This is a genomic window from Tistrella mobilis KA081020-065, assembly GCF_000264455.2.
Lineage (GTDB): Bacteria > Pseudomonadota > Alphaproteobacteria > Tistrellales > Tistrellaceae > Tistrella > Tistrella mobilis.
Map to the genome: position 1 here is coordinate 2,439,256 of NC_017956.1, position 16,480 is coordinate 2,455,735.

General features: G+C 70.3%; 19 protein-coding genes. All 19 read right to left on the reverse strand.

Features of this window, described 5'->3' with window-relative positions; all coding sequences use genetic code 11:
- The 19 genes from trbL to TMO_RS31660 all read right to left on the reverse strand — a co-directional run bounded on the left by trbL (position 1) and on the right by TMO_RS31660 (position 16,309).
- Positions 1-1,299 carry a P-type conjugative transfer protein TrbL gene (gene trbL / locus TMO_RS11030; protein WP_014745705.1) on the reverse strand — a complete coding sequence of 433 codons (1,299 nt, stop codon included), beginning with the start codon at positions 1,297-1,299 and terminating at the stop codon, positions 1-3.
- A 3-nt stretch (positions 1,300-1,302) separates the two neighbouring features.
- The gene (gene trbK-alt / locus TMO_RS11035) at positions 1,303-1,695 is read right to left on the reverse strand and encodes a putative entry exclusion protein TrbK-alt (RefSeq protein WP_051045371.1); all 393 of its coding nucleotides are present in this window, start codon (positions 1,693-1,695) and stop codon (positions 1,303-1,305) included.
- Between the two features lie 9 nt (positions 1,696-1,704).
- Positions 1,705-2,469, reverse strand: a complete 765-nt coding sequence (trbJ, locus tag TMO_RS11040; protein ID WP_014745706.1) for a P-type conjugative transfer protein TrbJ — start codon at positions 2,467-2,469, stop codon at positions 1,705-1,707.
- Positions 2,466-4,904, reverse strand: coding sequence for a conjugal transfer protein TrbE (gene trbE / locus TMO_RS11045; protein WP_014745707.1), 2,439 nt, complete (start codon positions 4,902-4,904; stop codon positions 2,466-2,468). Before trbE ends, trbJ begins: the two co-directional genes overlap by 4 nt.
- A 4-nt stretch (positions 4,905-4,908) precedes the next feature.
- Positions 4,909-5,181, reverse strand: coding sequence for a VirB3 family type IV secretion system protein (locus TMO_RS11050; RefSeq protein ID WP_014745708.1), 273 nt, complete (start codon positions 5,179-5,181; stop codon positions 4,909-4,911).
- The gene (locus TMO_RS11055) at positions 5,181-5,501 is read right to left on the reverse strand and encodes a TrbC/VirB2 family protein (protein ID WP_014745709.1); all 321 of its coding nucleotides are present in this window, start codon (positions 5,499-5,501) and stop codon (positions 5,181-5,183) included. Before TMO_RS11055 ends, TMO_RS11050 begins: the two co-directional genes overlap by 1 nt.
- Positions 5,498-6,418, reverse strand: coding sequence for a P-type conjugative transfer ATPase TrbB (gene trbB / locus TMO_RS11060; RefSeq protein WP_014745710.1), 921 nt, complete (start codon positions 6,416-6,418; stop codon positions 5,498-5,500). The genes TMO_RS11055 and trbB overlap by 4 nt, the downstream gene beginning before the upstream one ends.
- A 232-nt stretch (positions 6,419-6,650) precedes the next feature.
- The gene (locus TMO_RS11065) at positions 6,651-7,094 is read right to left on the reverse strand and encodes a hypothetical protein (RefSeq protein ID WP_041604921.1); all 444 of its coding nucleotides are present in this window, start codon (positions 7,092-7,094) and stop codon (positions 6,651-6,653) included.
- 14 nt (positions 7,095-7,108) lie between these two features.
- Positions 7,109-7,537, reverse strand: coding sequence for a hypothetical protein (locus TMO_RS11070; RefSeq protein WP_014745711.1), 429 nt, complete (start codon positions 7,535-7,537; stop codon positions 7,109-7,111).
- Positions 7,538-7,546: 9 nt separating this feature from the next.
- Positions 7,547-9,547, reverse strand: a complete 2,001-nt coding sequence (locus TMO_RS11075; protein ID WP_014745712.1) for a conjugal transfer protein TraG — start codon at positions 9,545-9,547, stop codon at positions 7,547-7,549.
- Positions 9,548-9,667: 120 nt separating this feature from the next.
- Positions 9,668-11,407 carry a relaxase/mobilization nuclease domain-containing protein gene (locus tag TMO_RS11080; RefSeq protein WP_041604922.1) on the reverse strand — a complete coding sequence of 580 codons (1,740 nt, stop codon included), beginning with the start codon at positions 11,405-11,407 and terminating at the stop codon, positions 9,668-9,670.
- A gap of 244 nt (positions 11,408-11,651) precedes the next feature.
- The gene (locus TMO_RS11085; RefSeq protein WP_014745714.1) at positions 11,652-12,563 is read right to left on the reverse strand and encodes a lytic transglycosylase domain-containing protein; all 912 of its coding nucleotides are present in this window, start codon (positions 12,561-12,563) and stop codon (positions 11,652-11,654) included.
- 2 nt (positions 12,564-12,565) lie between these two features.
- Positions 12,566-13,084, reverse strand: a complete 519-nt coding sequence (locus TMO_RS11090; protein WP_014745715.1) for a S26 family signal peptidase — start codon at positions 13,082-13,084, stop codon at positions 12,566-12,568.
- A complete protein-coding gene (locus tag TMO_RS11095) occupies positions 13,081-13,545 on the reverse strand; it encodes a DUF2840 domain-containing protein (RefSeq protein ID WP_014745716.1) in 465 nt (154 codons plus the stop codon). Before TMO_RS11095 ends, TMO_RS11090 begins: the two co-directional genes overlap by 4 nt.
- The gene (locus TMO_RS11100; RefSeq protein ID WP_014745717.1) at positions 13,542-13,787 is read right to left on the reverse strand and encodes a hypothetical protein; all 246 of its coding nucleotides are present in this window, start codon (positions 13,785-13,787) and stop codon (positions 13,542-13,544) included. Before TMO_RS11100 ends, TMO_RS11095 begins: the two co-directional genes overlap by 4 nt.
- On the reverse strand, positions 13,784-14,422 hold the full coding sequence (gene parA, locus TMO_RS11105; RefSeq protein WP_014745718.1) for a ParA family partition ATPase: 639 nt from the start codon (positions 14,420-14,422) through the stop codon (positions 13,784-13,786). The genes TMO_RS11100 and parA overlap by 4 nt, the downstream gene beginning before the upstream one ends.
- On the reverse strand, positions 14,419-15,492 hold the full coding sequence (locus tag TMO_RS11110) for a replication initiator protein A (protein WP_014745719.1): 1,074 nt from the start codon (positions 15,490-15,492) through the stop codon (positions 14,419-14,421). Before TMO_RS11110 ends, parA begins: the two co-directional genes overlap by 4 nt.
- Before the next feature lie 15 nt (positions 15,493-15,507).
- Positions 15,508-15,795 (reverse strand): helix-turn-helix transcriptional regulator, encoded by a 288-nt coding sequence (locus TMO_RS11115; protein ID WP_014745720.1) that lies wholly within the window; start codon positions 15,793-15,795, stop codon positions 15,508-15,510.
- Positions 15,796-15,901: 106 nt separating this feature from the next.
- Positions 15,902-16,309, reverse strand: a complete 408-nt coding sequence (locus tag TMO_RS31660; RefSeq protein WP_041604923.1) for a DUF2285 domain-containing protein — start codon at positions 16,307-16,309, stop codon at positions 15,902-15,904.
- Positions 16,310-16,480 lie beyond the last annotated feature (171 nt).

The following is a 16,480-nucleotide window of genomic DNA, read 5'->3' on the forward strand; positions in this document are numbered from 1 at the left end:
TCACTCCTTCTCGGACAGGCTGATGGAGGTGCCGCTGCCGCCTGCGTCGCCAGACTTGACGGCATGGGCGACGGCGGTCGCCCCGTGGCTCATGGATTGCTGGCGCCGCATGCGCTGCGCCCAGGCCGGCGGGCCGTCGGGCGAGCCGGAGGCGCTCGCCGTGGCGGCCGACGCGGGCGGGCCGCCGGCATAGGACGCGCCCGCCTGGCCCCCGGCGACGTAGCTCTCGCGCATCGAGGCGGCGGCGCGGCGCAGCGGGCTCGATGCCGCCATGGCGCCGGCCTTGGCGACGCCTCCCGTCCCGGCCGCCACGCCACCGAGGCCGCTCTGACCGCCGGATCCCGCTCGATACGCGCCGACCGCGCCGCCGGCCACGGACGCGCCGCCACGGGCCGCACCCGCGAGCGCTCCGGCGCCGAGCCGGGCAGCGGCGGCGCCACCGACAAGCGCACCACCTGCGGCGAGACCGGTGCCCACCGCGGCACCCGCGCCGAGCTGTGGCCCGCCGGAGATCAGGCCGTTGGCGATACCGGGTCCGAAGATGCCAAGGCCGAGGAGCGACAAGGCTGCCAGCACCACGGCCATGGCGTCCTCGATCGTCGGCTGGGCGCCACCGAAGCCGGCGGTGAACTCGCCGAACAGCGTCGAGCCGATGCCGACGATGACGGCGAGGACGAGCACCTTGACGCCAGAGGCCACGACGTTGCCGAGCACGCGCTCGGCCAGGAAGGCGGTCTTGCCGAACAGCCCGAACGGGATAAGCACGAAGCCGGCGAGCGTGGTTAGCTTGAATTCGATCAGGGTGATGAAGAGCTGGATCGCCAGGATGAAGAAGGAGAGCAGGACGATCGCCCAGGCGAACAAGAGGACGACGATCTGGATGAAGTTCTCGAAGAAGCTGATGTAGCCCATGAGCCCGGAGATCGACTCCAGGATCGGCCGGCCGGCGTCGATCCCGACCTGGGCGACGCGGCCGGGCTGGAGCAGTTCGGCCGAGCTGACCGAGCCGCCGGAGGCCTGAAGTCCGAGGCCGGCGAAGCTCTCGAAGACGATGCGGGCGAGGTTGTTCCAGTTGCCGATGATGTAGGCGAAGACGCCGACGAAGATCGTCTTCTTGATAAGCCGCGCGAGGATGTCGTCGTCCGCGCCCCAGGCCCAGAACAGGGCCGCCAGCGTCACGTCGATGACGATCAAGGTGGTAGCGAGGAACGCCACCTCGCCACCGAGCAGGCCGAAGCCGGAATCGATGTAACGGGTGAAGACCTCGAGGAAGCGGTCGATGACGCCGGTGCCGCCCATGGCTTACTCGTCCTTCGGCCGGTCGGCCGAAGGCCGGGATTGGTCGGGCGACGCGGCGGCGCCGTTCTGGAGACGGGACTGGTCCTTGGGCCACGTGGGAGTGCTCGGGAACATCTCGACAGGCTTACCCGGTGCCGCTGGCTTCCCAGGCGTGAGGAAGCGCTGGCGGTTCTCGGCCCAAACGCGCTTGCACAGCCAGTCGTCTTGGGCCGCGCGGCCGAGCTCGGCGCAGCGGAGGAGGTCCGCAGCCAAAGGGTCGTCCGGCCGGGGATGCACGCGGACCTCCTTCTCCTCCCCGGCCGGACCGCCGCCGAGCCGCACCGCCGCCACCGCAGCGGCGACGACGACGAGGGCCACGGCGGCGACGCGGGCGAGCGTCTGGGGGCTTAGACGCATCGCCCGATCTCAGTTGCCGTGGAACATCCGCACGGCGGTCGGCTGGTAGCCGGCGCCGGGCGCGAGAAAGCGGCGGAGCTGTTCCCTCGCTTGCTCCTGAGAGGCCGCCAGACGCGCCTGCTCCAGCGCCTGCGCCCTGCCCTGGGCGGCCATCAGCGCCGTCAGGTCGCCGAGTTGCTGCGTCTGGAGCGCGACGAGCTGGTTGCCGGCCTGCGTCGCCTGAAGCGCGCCGGTCGCACCCTGGCTGGCGGAGACCAGCGCCGAGAGCTGCGCGCGCGCGGTGTCGAGGTTGCCGACCACGGTCGCCTGGGTCTTCAACGCATCCTCGAAGCCGGCGACCGAAGTCCGCCAGCGCTCGCGCGCGCCGTTCACGAGCTCGGCGTCGGTGGCGGAGCCGAACCCGCCCTTGCCGTAGCTCTGCTGGAACTGCTGCTCGATGTTCTGGACGTCGTAGGCGATGCGCTGCGCCTGGCCGAGAAGCTGCTGGGTCCGCTGCACGGACTGCTGAAGCTGCTGCAGGGAGGAGTATGGCAGGCTCGCGAGGTTGCGCGCCTGGTTCAAGATCATCTGCGCTTCGTTCTGGAGCGAGGTGATCTGGTTGTTGATCTGCTGCAAGGCGCGCGCGGCCTGGATGACGTTCTGCGCGTAATTCGACGGATCGAACACGGTGATGGCGTGCGCCGGCGGCGCGCTCGTCATCGAGCTGGCGAACGGCAGGGCGAAGGTGACGCCGGCGACGAGCGCCGCGCGCAGGAGTTTAGGCTTGGTCTTCATCGTGCATGCTCCTTGGCTGCGGTGGGGAGGAGGTCGGCGACCCAGGCGAGGCCCTTGTGGGCGAGCCAGGCCGCGGCGAACCCGTCGCGGCCGCTCTCGCTGAGCACCCGCGCGATGGCGGCCTGGTCGGTCTTCGACGAGGCGGCGCAGAAGGCGAGCGCCACGTCGGATAGGCCGAGCTCGAAGAGCCGGTTGCCGCGTCGGGACTGGCAGTAGTAGTCGCGCTTCGGGGTCGCCCTTGCGATGATCTCCACCTGCCGGGCGTTGAGGCCGAAGCGGTCGTAGATGGCGGCGATCTGTGGTTCGACCGCGCGCTCGTTGGGCAGGAAGATCCGCGTCGGGCAGCTCTCCACGATCGCCGGCGCTATGGCGCTGCGATCGACGTCCGAGAGCGATTGAGTGGCGAAGACGACGGCGGCGTTCTTCTTCCTGAGCGTCTTCAGCCACTCCCGGAGCTGGCCGCCGAAGGTCGGGTCGTCGAGCGCGAGCCAACCCTCGTCGACAATGATCAGCGTCGGGCGGCCATCGAGCCGCCCCTCGACACGGTGGAAGAGGTAGGCGAGGACGGCGGGGGCCGCGCCGGTGCCGATCAGCCCTTCGGTCTCGAAGGCCTGCACGTCGGCCTCGCCCAGCCGCTCGGCCTCGGCATCGAGCAGCCGGCCCCACGGTCCGCCGACGCAATAGGGCTGGAGCGCCCGTTTCAGGTCATTGGACTGCAGCAGGACCGACAAGCCGGTGAGGGTGCGCTCCTCGACCGGGGCTGACGACAGCGACACCAGCGCCGACCAGAGGTGCTCCTTGACCTCTGGCGTGACGGTCACGCCCTCACGGCCGAGCACCCCCGCGAGCCAGCCCGCCGCCCATCCACGCTCGTCGGAAGAGTGGATCTGGCTGAGGGGCTGCAAGGCGACCGGCTCGGAGGCGTCATCGGAGAGCGCACCGCCGAGGTCGTGCCAATCGCCGCCCATGGCGAGCGCGGCCGCGCGGATGCTGCCCCCGAAGTCGAAGGCGAACACCTGCGCGCCCGCGTAGCGCCGGAACTGCAGCGCCATCAGCGCGAGCAGCACGCTCTTGCCGGCGCCGGTCGGGCCGATCACCAGCGTGTGGCCGACATCGCCGACGTGGAGCGAGAAGCGGAACGGCGTCGACCCTTCCGTCTTGGCGAAGAACAGCGGCGGGCCGCTCAGATGCTCATTCCGTTCCCGCCCCGCCCACACCGCCGAGAGCGGGATCATGTGGGCGAGGTTGAGCGTCGAGATCGGCGGCTGGCGGACATTGGCGTAGAGGTGGCCCGGCAGGCTCCCGAGCCAGGCCTCGATGGCATTGACGCCCTCGCGGATCACCGTGAAGTCGCGGCCCTGGACCACCTTCTCGACGAGGCGCAGCTTCTCGTCCGCGGTGCGGGCGTCCTCGTCCCAGACGGTGACCGTGGCGGTGACGTAGACCGCGCCGACGAGGTCGGAGCCGAGTTCCTGCAGCGCCTCGTCGGCGTCGAGCGCCTTGTTGGCGGCGTCGGTGTCGAGCAGCGTCGAGGCCTCGTTGGTCATCACCTCCTTGAGGATCGCGCCGACCGACTTTCTCTTGGCGAACCACTGCCGGCGTATGCGGGTCAGCACCTTCGTCGCGTCCGTCTTGTCGAGACAGATGGCGCGGGTCGACCAGCGGTACGAAAAGGCGAGCCGGTTCAGGTCGTCGAGGATCCCCGGGAAGGTCGCGGTCGGGAAACCGACGACCGAGAGCGTGCGCAGGTGATGACCGCCGAGCCGCGGTTCCAAGCCTCCGGCGAGCGGCTCGTCGGCGAGGAGCGCATCGAGGTGCATCGGCGTCTCCGGAACGCGCACCCGCTGGCGCTTGGTCGAGACGCAGGCGTGCAGGTAGGTGAGCGTCTCGGCGTCGGTGAGCCAGCGCGCCTCGGGCACGAAGCCCTCAATCAGGTCGAGCACGCGGTCGGTGCGGTCGACGAAGCCCGTCAGGTGCTCGCGCCAGTCGAGATGCGAGCCTTGGCTCCGACCCTCGTAAAGCCAGCCTTCGGCGCGCGCCGCGTCCTCGGCCGGCGGTAGCCAGACGAAGGTGATGAAGTAGGAACTCTCGAAGTGGGCGCCGGCTTCCTCGAACTGCGCCTTGCGCTCGGCATCGACCAGCGCCGACACTGCATCGGGGAAGCGGCTGTCGGGATAGCGGTCGGCCGGATGGCGCTGCGCCTCGACGAATACCGCCCATCCGGAGCCGAGCCGCCGCAGCGCATTGTTGAGTCGGGCCGAGGCCCCGACCAGCTCGGACGCTGTCGCCGAGTCCAAATCCGGACCACGAAACCGCGCCGTGCGCTGGAAGCTCCCGTCCTTGTTGAGGACAACGCCGTCCTCGACCAGCGCCCCCCAGGGCAGGAAGTCGGGGAGCGCCTGCGGCCGCTTGCGGTACTCGGCGAGATTCAGCATGGCCTCAGACCCCGAGATGCGCGGGGTAGCGCAGGTGCCGGCGCACGACGTCGACGAACTGCGCGTCGCGCTTGGCCGCCCACACCGCCGCCACGTGCCCGATCAGCCAGATGACGATCCCGGCGATCCACAGCCGCAGGCCCAGGCCGATCGCGGCGGCGAGCGTGCCGTTAGCGATCGCGACCGCCCGCGGCGCGCCGGCGAGCAGGATCGGCTCAGTCAGCGCCCGATGGACGGGCGCTGTGAAGCCGGGCACGGGATCGGCGGCGGCCTGCATCAGACGAGCGCCCCGCCGCCGAAGGAGAAGAACGACAGGAAGAAGGACGAGGCCGCGAACGCGATCGACAGGCCGAAGACGATCTGCACCAGCCGCCGGAAGCCGCCGCTGGTATCGCCGAAGGCGAGCGTCAGGCCGGTCACGATGATGATGATCACCGCGATGATCTTGGCCACGGGGCCTTCGATCGATTCCAGGATCGATTGGAGCGGCGCTTCCCAGGGCATGTTCGATCCGGCGGCGTAGGCCGGCGCGGACAACGCGGCGACCGCCAGGAACGAGGCGGCGCCGAGCAGGCGATGACGAAGACGGGGAGTCATGCAAGGTCTCCTGCGGGGGTGAGGTCGTAGTCGCCGGCCGAGGTCAGCCCTTCGACCAGCGTGAGTTCTGAGAGGCGGCGATCGGCGCCGCGGCCCGAGAGCACGGCGATGACGTCGATGGTCTCGGCAACCAGCGCGCGCGGGACGGTGACGACGGCTTCCTGGATGAGCTGCTCGAGGCGGCGCAGCGCGCCGAGGGCGGAGCCGGCGTGAATCGTCCCGATGCCGCCGGGATGGCCGGTGCCCCAGGCCTTAAGGAGGTCGAGCGCCTCACTCCCGCGCACCTCGCCGATCGGGATGCGGTCTGGGCGCAGGCGGAGCGATGAGCGCACGAGATCGGCGAGCGAGCAGACGCCGTCCTTGGTGCGCAAGCTGACGAGGTTCGGCGCGGCGCATTGCAGCTCGCGCGTGTCCTCGATCAGGACCACCCGGTCGGATGTCTTGGCGACTTCCGCCAGGAGCGCGTTGGTGAGCGTGGTCTTGCCGGTGGACGTGCCGCCGGCGACCAGGATGTTCTTGCGCGCGCCCACCGCCTTGCGCAGCACCTCGGCCTGCCCGGCGGACATGATGTCGGCGTCGACGTAGTTGCCGAGCGTGAACACCGCGACCGCAGGCTTGCGGATCGCGAAGGTCGGCGCCTGAACGACGGGCGGCAGCAGGCCCTCGAAGCGCTCGCCCGTCTCGGGCAGTTCGGCCGAGACGCGCGGGCTGCCTGGATGAACCTCCGCGCCGACATGGTGAGCGACGAGCCGCACGATGCGCTCGCCGTCGGCGGCCGAGAGCCGCTCGCCGGTGTCGGCGAGGCCGGCCGTAAGCCGGTCGACCCAGAGCCGGCCGTCGGGGTTGAGCATCACCTCGACAACAGCGGGCTCCTCGAGCCAGGTGGCGATCGACGGCCCGAGCGCGGTGCGCAGCATCCTGGCGCCGCGTGCGCTGGCTTCAGCACGGATGATTTGTGCGGACACGTGCGCCCCCGTAACTTGTGGCCGCTCGGATCGCGGCTCTTCGGAACGGGGACGATTAAGAAGACGCGGATCTCACGCCGGGCAACAGGGAAATGGAGGCGTAGTGCCGTAGCGTAGAAAGGCAGGCCGGGTGCGAAGCCGACAGTCTCGGAAAAAGTCGTGTGGAGCCGCCCACGCTTTCGCGTCAGGGAATCGGTCGCGAAGCTGCCGGCGAGGCCATGTGAGCTCGGACAGATTCGATGTGCGCTCGTGACATGGAGATAAGGGACGAGACGTCGTCGGGGGAGAAAGCCGTTGCGAGGGCGTGTAAGCCATGCGTCTCGTAAGAATGGCTGAGGTGTCGTGCTGCAGCCGCAAGTCCCGGCACGGCTCTGAAGCCGGCCCGGTCCGCGGCGGCGAGAGCCTTGGTTAGACTGTGGCGGATCTCGACGCGGTTGCGTTCATCGCTTCCGTCATGGTGCAGGACGACGGCCTTCAGCGACAATTCCAGGGCGCAGCAAGTCAGGTGCAGCACGGGCTCCGTCATGTCCGCACCCGTACGGCCGCCCGCGCTGGCGGCGCCGCTCAGGAATTCCTCGGCGCGCTCCAGGAAGACCGCTGAAAGCGAACGGTCGTCTTCCTGATCCATAGGCTGAGTTCAGCTTATCCAGCGGGAAGCGTCGGGTCGCCCTCGACCTCTGTAGAGACCTCGCGGCGGAATGGCGAACCCTTCGCCAACCGACGCCCGAGCGCCTCGAGAAAGGCCTCGTAGCGCTCGCCGCCCTTGGCGCGTGCCGCTTCCTGGTGCGGCTCCGGCAAGCTCGGCATGACGGTCAGCCAGTGGCGCACGAACAGCGCCAGCGTCTCGATCGTGATGGTTTGATCGCGCTCGAGCCGCTCGACGGCGCGCGAAAGCCTGTCCAGGCGCGCCGCGATGGCGGCCTCCTGCCGTTCCGTCTCGTCCGGCGTCACAAAAGAGGCGATCGCCGCCTCGGCGACGAGCGACAGGGAGCGGTCGCGACGCTCGGCATAGGCGGCGAGCGCCCGCATGATCTCCGGCTCGAGATAAACTGACAGACGGTGTTTGCGCATGCCCGGCTCCTACAGCTCGATGCCGTCACCGGGGTCGAGCGCAGCCTGTCGCGCCACGGCGCGGAAGCGGCGCTGCAACGTTCGAGCCCTGACCGCCTCGTCGTCGGGTTCGTCCTCGCCGTCCTTGTCGAATGCGAACTCGCGGCGCACCTCGGCATCCTCTGGCGCGAGCGCCACCTGCTCCGGCAGGTTTGGTTCGCGCCGCAGGCCCGCATTGGGCTCCGCCTGATCTTCGTCGCCCGCCCGCTCGGCCGCGAGCGCCTGCGGGGGCGCCGCGATCGGGGGTGCGGCGCTCCAATCGTCGCGCCCGGGTGGCGGATCTCCTGTGAGGTCGGCGGGTGTCGGCGGGCGCAGGATGCGGCGCTGCAGCTGCGGATCCTCGAAGTAGCGGGCCTTCTTGGCGCGGATCGGCGGACAGCCGGAGACGAGCACCAGTTCGTCCGTCGGCGGCAACTGCATGACCTCGCCGGGGGTGAGCAATGGTCGCGAGGTCTCCTGGCGGCTGACCATCAGGTGGCCGAGCCAGGGCGACAGCCGGTGGCCGGCGTAGTTCTTCATCGCCCGCATCTCGGTCGCGGTGCCGAGCGCGTCAGACACACGCTTGGCGGTGCGCTCGTCGTTGGTGCTGAAAGCGACCCGAACATGGCAGTTGTCGAGGATCGCATTGTTCGGACCGTAGGCTTTCTCGATCTGGTTTAGCGACTGGGCGATCAAGAAGCTCTTCAGGCCGTAGCCCGCCATGAACGCGAGCGCGCTTTCGAAGAAGTCGAGCCGTCCCAGCGCCGGAAACTCGTCGAGCATGAGCAGCAGCCGGTGCCGGCGGCGCTTGCCCTCCAGCTCTTCCGTGAGACGGCGGCCGATCTGGTTCAACACCAGGCGGACCAGCGGCTTGGTCCGCGAGATGTCGCTCGGCGGCACGACCAGGTAGAGCGTGACCGGGCGATCGTCCTCGACGAGGTCCGCGATGCGCCAGTCGCAGCGCCGCGTCACCTGCGCCACCACCGGGTCCCGATAGAGGCCCAGGAACGACATGGCGGTCGAGAGCACGCCAGACCGCTCGTTCTCGGACTTGTTCAGGAGCTCGCGCGCGGCGCTGGCGACCACCGGATGCGGACTGTCTCCAAGGTGCGGCGTCGCCATCATGATCTTGAGCGTCGACTCGATCGGGCGTTTGGGATCGGAGAGGAAAGTGGCGACGCCGGCGAGCGTCTTGTCTTTCTCGGCGTAGAGGACGTGGAGGATGGCGCCGACAAGCAGCGCGTGGCTTGTCTTCTCCCAGTGGTTCCGGCGCTCGATACTCCCCTCCGGGTCGACGAGGATGTCGGCGATGTTCTGGACGTCGCGGACCTCGCAGTCGCCGCGGCGGACCTCGATCAGCGGGTTGTAGGCCGCGCTTGCTGCGTTGGTCGGGTCAAACAGGAGCACGCGCCCGAACCGCGCGCGCCAGCCAGCCGTGAGGCCCCAGTTCTCGCCCTTGATGTCGTGGACGATGGCGGAGCCCGGCCAGGTCAACAGCGTCGGTACGACCAAGCCCACGCCCTTACCGCTCCGGGTCGGGGCGAAGCAGAGCACATGCTCCGGGCCATCGTGGCGAAGATAGTCGCGGCCGAGCCGACCGAGCACGGCGCCGTCGGGGCCGAGGAGGCCCGCCGCGCGGACCTCGCGCTCGTTGGCCCAGCGCGCCGAACCGTAGGTTGTTACGTCCTTTGCTTCGCGCGCCCGCCACACCGACATGGCGATCGCTACCGCGATCGTGACGAAGCCGCCCGACCCAGCGATGATCGCCCCCTCGACAAAGATGTCCGGCGCGTAGGCGTCGTACCAATACCACCACAGGAAAAATGACGGCGGGTGATAGACGGGCCAGCCGCCAAGCTCGAACCAGGGCGGCCCGAGCTGCGGCTGGAAGCCCAACCGCCAGGCCGTCCACTGCGTCGCGCCCCAGACAAAGGCCAGCGCGATCAGGCTGACGGTGATGACCTGGCCCCAAAGGATCTTGGTGGCGTACACAGCCGCTCCCCAGCTAACGATGATCTCGGAGCAGACAGAGTTCGTGCGGCGGACCGCGCAAGACCCTTCGAGGGGGCGTCGCGCGAACGGCTAGGCAATCGCGCAGATGCCGCCCCGGCCTCATCCGATCCCCAGCCCCCGCTTCCGGCCGAAGCTCCAGTCGACGCCTCCGCCCGACAGCGCCACGCCCGCGACCTGCTGGCCGAGTCGCTTCTCCAGTGGATCGCTCCACGGTACGAGCTGAAAACCCATGCCGTCGTCGAGCATCGCGAAGCGACCAGAGGCAAGGGCCACGCGCCGGCGCACCACGCCCGCGACATGCTCGCCCTCGCCCGCGGGCTGATGGGTAAGGCCGGTCTCGGCCGCGATCCGCGCCGCCGCCCCGTCGAGCTCGCGCCGCCGAAGCGTCGAGAGCAGGTCGCGCGCGAACACCACCTGCCGGCCCTGCCGCCGCGCCAAGCCCTCGGTCGCGAGATGATCGGCCCGCCGTTGCAGCGCCTCCTCCACTTCCCGGCCGAAGCCGCTGTCGGCCCGCGCCGCCGGCGCGCGGCCTACGAGCTGGCGGTCGAGCCAGGTCGCCCCCTCCGCTGTCACCTGCGCCTCCAAGCTGAAGTCCGATCGCACGGCCACCAGCAGCCGGGGGCGCTTACCCTCGGCTGCTTCGGTCCAGCGCGCCTCGACCACGGCGCCGACCGGCGCATCGCTCGCCGCGTCCAAGTCGGGCAGACGGATGTGGTGCGCGCGCCCGTCCACGCCGTCGATCACAACGAACGCCGAGCCGGCGAGTTCGTCATCGAGCCCACGCGCTGAGAGCCGACCGAGCACGGGCGCCCCCGCCGCGGCGCCGTCGAGTACGAAGGTGGCGGGGCTGCGCTCGAAGCCCTGATCCCCCATCTCTCGGTGCAGGCGCGCGATAATGTCGCCGCGAAGCTGCAGCTCGCGCAAGCTCGCTTCGGCGGTGTCGGGGAGCTGCCACTGTGCGGGGCCGAGCGGCTCGGCGATCCCGAGCGCCTCCAGCTTCCGCATCCGTCCCACCTTGAGCCCGTGCATCTCGTTGGGCCGTTCGCCGAACCGGGGCCGAAGGTCGACGACGCCGTTCACCGTCTCGCGCGCGAGCTGGCGGTCGAGCCCGGTCCAGCGCTCCGCCTCCACCTCGCGCTCCTGGCCGCGCCGGATCTCCTGCTCAGTGCGCGGCCCCAGCTCGAGCGCTGCCCGCTCGGACGCGCGGGCGCGTAGGCCCTGGCCGATATAGTCGCGCGAGATAACGAGGTTCTGGCCGTCCTCGGCCCGTCCTCGCACGAGTACATGGACGTGCGGGTGCTCGGTGTTCCAGTGATCGACCGCGATCCAGTCGAGCTTTGTCCCGAGGTCGCGCTCGGCGGTCGCCATCAGATCGCGCGTGTAGGCCCGAAGGTCCGCGAGCTCACCGGCGTCCTCCGGCGAGACGATGAAGCGGAAGTGGTGCCGGTCCTCCTCGCACCGCCCGGCGAACGCCTTGTGATCGGCGTCGTCGCTGGCGGCATCGAACATCCGGCCGGGCGAGCCATCGCGGGTGACGCCGTCGCGCCGGAGATAGTTGAGGTGCGCGGTGAGCGGCGCGCGCTTGGCGCCATGCCGCACCACCCGCGCCTTCACGGTCACCAGCCGAGCGTGGCGGCCAAGCCCGCTGCCCGCCCGCAGGCTGGCCGCCCGGCCGCGTCCGAACGCGCTGCGGCCGGCGCCTGAGCGCGAGCCCCGTTGCCTAACGCCGCCCGCCTTCTCGGCCGCGGCCAGCGCTTGCGTGATGAACGGCTTGGTGCGCGGCGCCCGCGTCGAGCGGATGCGCCCGGGGCGGATGCGCAGATCGTCGTCGCGGCTCATGGTGCGATCCGGCGCGAGGTGCGGAATTGCGAGAATTTCCAGGCGTTGCGGCGTTTGCACAGGCTGCGGGCTCCCGGCGCACATCGTGCCAAGTGCTTGTTTTGCCGTGCCTCGACCCCCGACCGACCGCCGCGCACATCGCGGCCTTTATCTTGCCATCGGTCGGTCGGGGTCTCCCTCCCAGCCTGCCTCCCTGCCCAGCGTGCGATGGACTGCGACAGAATGCGATGGGTGCTTGAGCGGCTCATGGATGCGGCTCCGGCTGAGATCGCGGCACGAACAGGCCGCCGGAGGGGGATGCAGGCTGCAGTTCATTGGCGCTGGCGGTGCGCTCCGTCTGCACGGCGGTGGCGGATGGATTGGCTGCCGGATTGCGCGCCGACGGCGCTCCGAGCGACGCAGACCTGGCTGTCAGCGTGGCCATGAACTGTGCTTCCTCAGCGGTGAGCGCGCCGCCCGGAACGGCGGCCGTTTGCACCGCCGACGGACCCAGGCTGCCCGCGCGGCTAACGAAGATCGGCGCAGCGAGCGGGTTCGTGACGCGAGCGACTGGCGCGCCGGCCGACATCGGAAATACCGCGCCGCCGATGACCGGAGCGATCATGGCGACGTAGTTCTGCGTCTCCCACGGCAGCGGTCGGCCTCGTGTCAGATAGTCGTCGTAGCGCCCGGGACCGGCATTGTAGGCGGCGAGCATGCCTTCGACCGTGCCGTAGCGGTCGTGCATCTCCCGCAGATACGCAGCGCCTGCCAGGATGCTCTCGCGCGGATCGTAGGCGTTCGCACCGAAGCCGTATCGGGCACGCAACTCGGCCCAGGTCTGCGGCATGACCTGCATCAGGCCCATCGCGCCCTTGTGCGACGTGGCGCTGGGATCCCCGGCGCTCTCGACGCGCATGACGGCGCGAATCCAGCTCTCCGGCACGCCGAAGCGGTGCGACGCCTCGGCCACGAAGGCGGCGTAGGAATTGCCCGGCACGGCCCTGACCGGCGGAGGCGACTCGACAACAGGAGCGCCGGGCGAGACGGTGGACGATAGCGGCGAGTAGGCGACAGGATTGATCGGCTCGGCACTCGACGGGGCGAGGCCGACCAACAGCATCAGCGCGGCGGAGGCGACGGCCGCGAACAGCGGCGAGAGCAAGGGCGAGCGCATCCTCAGCGCTCCTCGTCCGTCCACACGGGGACGGCGCGACCAATAAGGGAAGAGGTCAGCAGCGCCCCGAAATACCGGCCATCAAGCGAGTCCGGTTCGTTCCAGTTGAGGAGGAACACCTCGCCGTCGCGGAGCTGGCGGCAGCCGCTCCAGGACGGCAGCACGCGGCCCAGTCGGTCGCGTTCGCGCGCCTGTGTCCAGACCACGCCGTCGATGCTGACGGCGGCACCGTCGCGGCAGATCGTCTGACCTGGAAGGGCGGCGATCCGTTTCAGAAGCGGCGCGCCGTAGCCGAGGTAGCCGCCGTCGGCGAGAAAGGCGGCAAGCGGCTCCGGCGGCTTCACCACGACAAGCTCGGTGAGCTTGGGCTGCCCGAGTGGCTGCACCGCGTAGAGCCCCACCGGCACGCTGGCCGAGGCGTTCCAGACGAGCTTTGGTGGCGGCTCGATGAAGGCCGTGAGCGCCACGACGGACGCCGCGATATACGTCGTGACGAGGACCTTCCATTTGAACTCGCTCATGCCGTCATCTCCCGTCTGAGCAGCCAGGCGCGATGCCGATCGCGCGCGTAAGGGCGCGGCTCTTGGCCGGCGCTGATGCGGTTGTGGACATGCCGCCAATGGTCCGGGCACGCGTCCTCGGGCGGCAGCCCAAGCGCGTCGACGGCGTCGACCGCGGCGAGCACGGATTGAACCTTCGGCCAGCCCGAGATGCGCAGCAGGACCTCGCCGCCGGGCGTCACGCCAGGGACGGTCGAGCATGGCTCGCCGGGGCCGCAGGCGCGCAGGATGTCGACGCGGGAGACGAGCGTGCCGTAGTCGTTGGACGCCCAGCGGGCGAAGGCGAAGACGCTGCCCGGCGCGAAGGCGACGACGCGCCGGCGGCGGTCCAGGATTTGTTCGTGCGCGATCCGGCCGAACCGGATCCAGCGCTCGATCTTCCCCTCGATCCAGAGGAGCTCGACGTGCGTGAGGCCGCTCATCGCGCGCTGCCGGCGTCGTCGGGGAACTCGCGCTCGAGCAGCGCGCGCAGCATGTCGGAGACGGTCTGGCCGCGCCGGAACGCGGTCACCTTGATGCGCCCGCGCAGCTCCGGCGTGACGTCGATCGTGAGCCGCGCGGTGTAGGCTTCGACCGCGGTGACCGGCTTGTCCGGCGCGCGAACCCAGGCATCCGGCGAGGACGGCCGGGAGGCGAAGGAGCGCTTGGCGTCGCGGCCGCTCATGACGCCAGCCCGTCGATTTCGGCCGCCACGGCGGCGATCTCCTGCGCCGCGATCAGCCCGGCCGGCACCTCGTGGACGAGCCGTCCGGTGCGCGCGGTGTCTGCAAACGCGATGCGTTGGCCGACACGACTGCCAAGCACCGGCGGGTCATGGTCGGCCAGCGCCTCGGCCGTCTCGCGGGCGATCACCGTGCGCGCAGCGCAGCGGTTGAGCAGCATGCGAGCGCGCAGCTCGGGGCGGAACACCCGCGCCTCGTCGAGCAACCGAAGCATCTCGGCCGAGGCCCAGCCGTCAAACGGCGACGGCTGCACCGGCACGAGGATCAGGTCGGCGGCGAGCAGCGCCGAGCGCGCGATGCCGGTGACGCGCGGGGGCCCGTCGATGACGACCCGATCGTAGCCGGCGGCGATCTCCGGCAGCTCGCGGTGCAGCGTCTCGCGGGCGAGGCCGAGCACGCCGAAGGGCCGCGGCAGGCCCTCGCGGGAGCGCTGCTCGGACCAGTCGAGCGCCGAGCCTTGCGGATCGGCGTCGACGACGAGCACCCGCTTTCCCTTGTCGGCCCAAGCACCGGCGAGATGCAGCGCAAGCGTCGTCTTCCCGACGCCGCCCTTCTGGTTGAGGAGCGCGACAATCACGGGGCGCCTCCCGTGCCGGCGCGGCGTTTTCCACCGTTGTGGTCGGCCCCAACAACAAAGTTAGATTCTGAGTTAGGGAAGTTAGAGTCCGGCCGATCGGCGCGAAGCTCTAGTGAAAGCTGGGATCCCGGCGAGTCCGCGTGCGCCCGAAGTCCCGATAGGGATGCGCCCGAAGTCCCGATATCCGTGCGCCCGAAATCCCGATATGCGATCTCGCTCGTCCCCAGCTTATCCACAGCCGCGGCGAGCGGCATCGGACGCATGGCGATCAGCGCCCGGCCGGTCTCATCGTGCTCGAGGGCGAGCGCATAGCCGGGGAGCGGCTGGCGGGCGACGATGCGGCGCAGATCGAGCGCGAAATCGGAGAACCGCGCCTGGCTGGCGCTCTTGGCGTGCAGGTGTTTGAGGTCGAAGCGCCAGCCCTCCGGCTGGCGGCCGGCGTGCTTCCTGGCAACGCGGTAGAGCCAGCGCTCGATACCGCCGGTGAGCCGGAAGTAGGCCGGATCGATGGTGAGGACGAGCCGCCGGTCGAGGACGCCCTGGTAGAACCAGTCGGGGAGCACGAACTCCATGCCCTCGCACCGGCCCGGGGCGGTCGTCAGCTCCTCCCACTCGTTGATCCAGGAGAACTGCTGGCGGCGCCACTGCTCGCCGTGGCGGATCGTGGTGCGGATGACGGTGGATTGGAGCCGCGTCAGCGCACCTTTGAGGAGCTGGTACTCCCGGTTGCCGGTCGCGCGGCCGATCGCCGTGAGGAGCTGGTAGGGCGTGAAGCGGAAGAAGCGCGAGGTGGGCAGGCCGCGATCGAGCGCCTCGACGATGTGGGAGCCGGCCCAGATCAGGATGTCGGCGTCCCAGATGGTGGCGAGCCCGTGCTCGGGGACGGCATAGACCTGGACCTCCGTTCCGGATGCTTTGTAGAGGATGGGCTTCACGCGCTTGGCCTTGGCGAGGGAGAAGAAGGGCCGCTCCATGAGGTCGCGCTGGTCGCGCGGCGGCACGTCGCCGGCGAGCGCCTCGAACGGGTCGAGCGTCGCCCGCTCGCTTGCGTGGAAGCGGCTGCGCGGCATCGGAGCAGCGGGCGGTCAGCGGCGGGCGGCGTGGCCGGCGTAGGCCGGCGACACGGCGGCGTGCCGCTTGGCCGGGCGCACCTCGCCGATGCCGGGATCGGAGGTGGAGCACTTGGCTCCCTGGTCGGCCCAGGCCTGCAGGTCGGTGATCGCGTAGACGACGCGGCCGCCGATCTTGCGGTAAGTGGGGCCGGTGCCGTAGGTGCGGTGCTTCTCCAACGTGCGGCCACTGAGGCCGAGGAAGCGCGCCGCTTCAGGCGTCCTGAGATAGCGCGGCGGGAGACCGGCGAGCGGATCGGGCATGAGCTAACCTCCGTGTGCTCGAAGGCGACGCATGGGGTAGCGCGTCGCATCGAGGCGCACGGTCGGGCACGCCAGGGCCGTTGCTCAGGGTCGAAGTTAGGAGGGCCTAGGAGCGACCCTGCCGCCGCTTCAGCGGGCGCAGCAGGTCGCGGTAGCCGCCGGCAATCAGCTTCTCGGCGTCGCGCAGCAGCCGGCGCACCCAGCTCCGCGCGTCGCTCTCGGCCCAGTCGGCGCCGGGCTCGACTCCGAGCATGATGCGCGCGATCTCGCGCCGGCTCATGCCGGCTCGCTGGAGGTCGAGCGCCCAGAGCATCAGGCCAAGGCGCAACGGATCATGGCGCGGCCAGGCCAGCGGCGCTGGTGGCCGGCGAGAAACCGGCGGGTCGGCGGCCAGTCGCCAGAACCGCAGCGCCGCTTCCGTCCGCTCCTGCCCGTATCCGTCCGGATGGACGTAGAAGCCCAGCACCGTCCCGAGCGGCGGGACCGTGCTGCGCCGGGGCAGCCAGAGGCGCAAGGAGCCGGCGGGCGCGCCGGTCGTGACGATGTGGACGCCGTCCTCGGCGATGAGCAGATGCTTGCGGCCGGGCCAGCGCCAGGGATCGAAGACAATGCGGGGCGCGTCAGTCCAGGGCGGCGGCGGCGGGATCAGGCAGACGACGTCGACGAGCCAGTCGGGTCGCCAGAA

Bases quoted from the DNA above. Each gene is read 5' to 3' on its own strand.
- TMO_RS11065 (WP_041604921.1), bottom strand. From the start codon at position 7,094: ATGGATCAGGAAGACGACCGTTCGCTTTCAGCGGTCTTCCTGGAGCGC.
- TMO_RS11070 (WP_014745711.1), bottom strand. From the start codon at position 7,537: ATGCGCAAACACCGTCTGTCAGTTTATCTCGAGCCGGAGATCATGCGG.
- TMO_RS11115 (WP_014745720.1), bottom strand. From the start codon at position 15,795: ATGCCCGATCCGCTCGCCGGTCTCCCGCCGCGCTATCTCAGGACGCCT.
- trbL (WP_014745705.1), bottom strand. From the start codon at position 1,299: ATGGGCGGCACCGGCGTCATCGACCGCTTCCTCGAGGTCTTCACCCGT.
- trbJ (WP_014745706.1), bottom strand. From the start codon at position 2,469: ATGAAGACCAAGCCTAAACTCCTGCGCGCGGCGCTCGTCGCCGGCGTC.
- TMO_RS11100 (WP_014745717.1), bottom strand. From the start codon at position 13,787: ATGAGCGGCCGCGACGCCAAGCGCTCCTTCGCCTCCCGGCCGTCCTCG.
- TMO_RS11050 (WP_014745708.1), bottom strand. From the start codon at position 5,181: ATGCAGGCCGCCGCCGATCCCGTGCCCGGCTTCACAGCGCCCGTCCAT.
- TMO_RS11095 (WP_014745716.1), bottom strand. From the start codon at position 13,545: ATGAGCGGCCTCACGCACGTCGAGCTCCTCTGGATCGAGGGGAAGATC.
- TMO_RS11080 (WP_041604922.1), bottom strand. From the start codon at position 11,407: ATGAGCCGCGACGACGATCTGCGCATCCGCCCCGGGCGCATCCGCTCG.
- TMO_RS11055 (WP_014745709.1), bottom strand. From the start codon at position 5,501: ATGACTCCCCGTCTTCGTCATCGCCTGCTCGGCGCCGCCTCGTTCCTG.
- trbB (WP_014745710.1), bottom strand. From the start codon at position 6,418: ATGCTGCGCACCGCGCTCGGGCCGTCGATCGCCACCTGGCTCGAGGAG.
- trbK-alt (WP_051045371.1), bottom strand. From the start codon at position 1,695: ATGCGTCTAAGCCCCCAGACGCTCGCCCGCGTCGCCGCCGTGGCCCTC.
- TMO_RS11110 (WP_014745719.1), bottom strand. From the start codon at position 15,492: ATGCCGCGCAGCCGCTTCCACGCAAGCGAGCGGGCGACGCTCGACCCG.
- TMO_RS11085 (WP_014745714.1), bottom strand. From the start codon at position 12,563: ATGCGCTCGCCCTTGCTCTCGCCGCTGTTCGCGGCCGTCGCCTCCGCC.
- TMO_RS11090 (WP_014745715.1), bottom strand. From the start codon at position 13,084: ATGAGCGAGTTCAAATGGAAGGTCCTCGTCACGACGTATATCGCGGCG.
- trbE (WP_014745707.1), bottom strand. From the start codon at position 4,904: ATGCTGAATCTCGCCGAGTACCGCAAGCGGCCGCAGGCGCTCCCCGAC.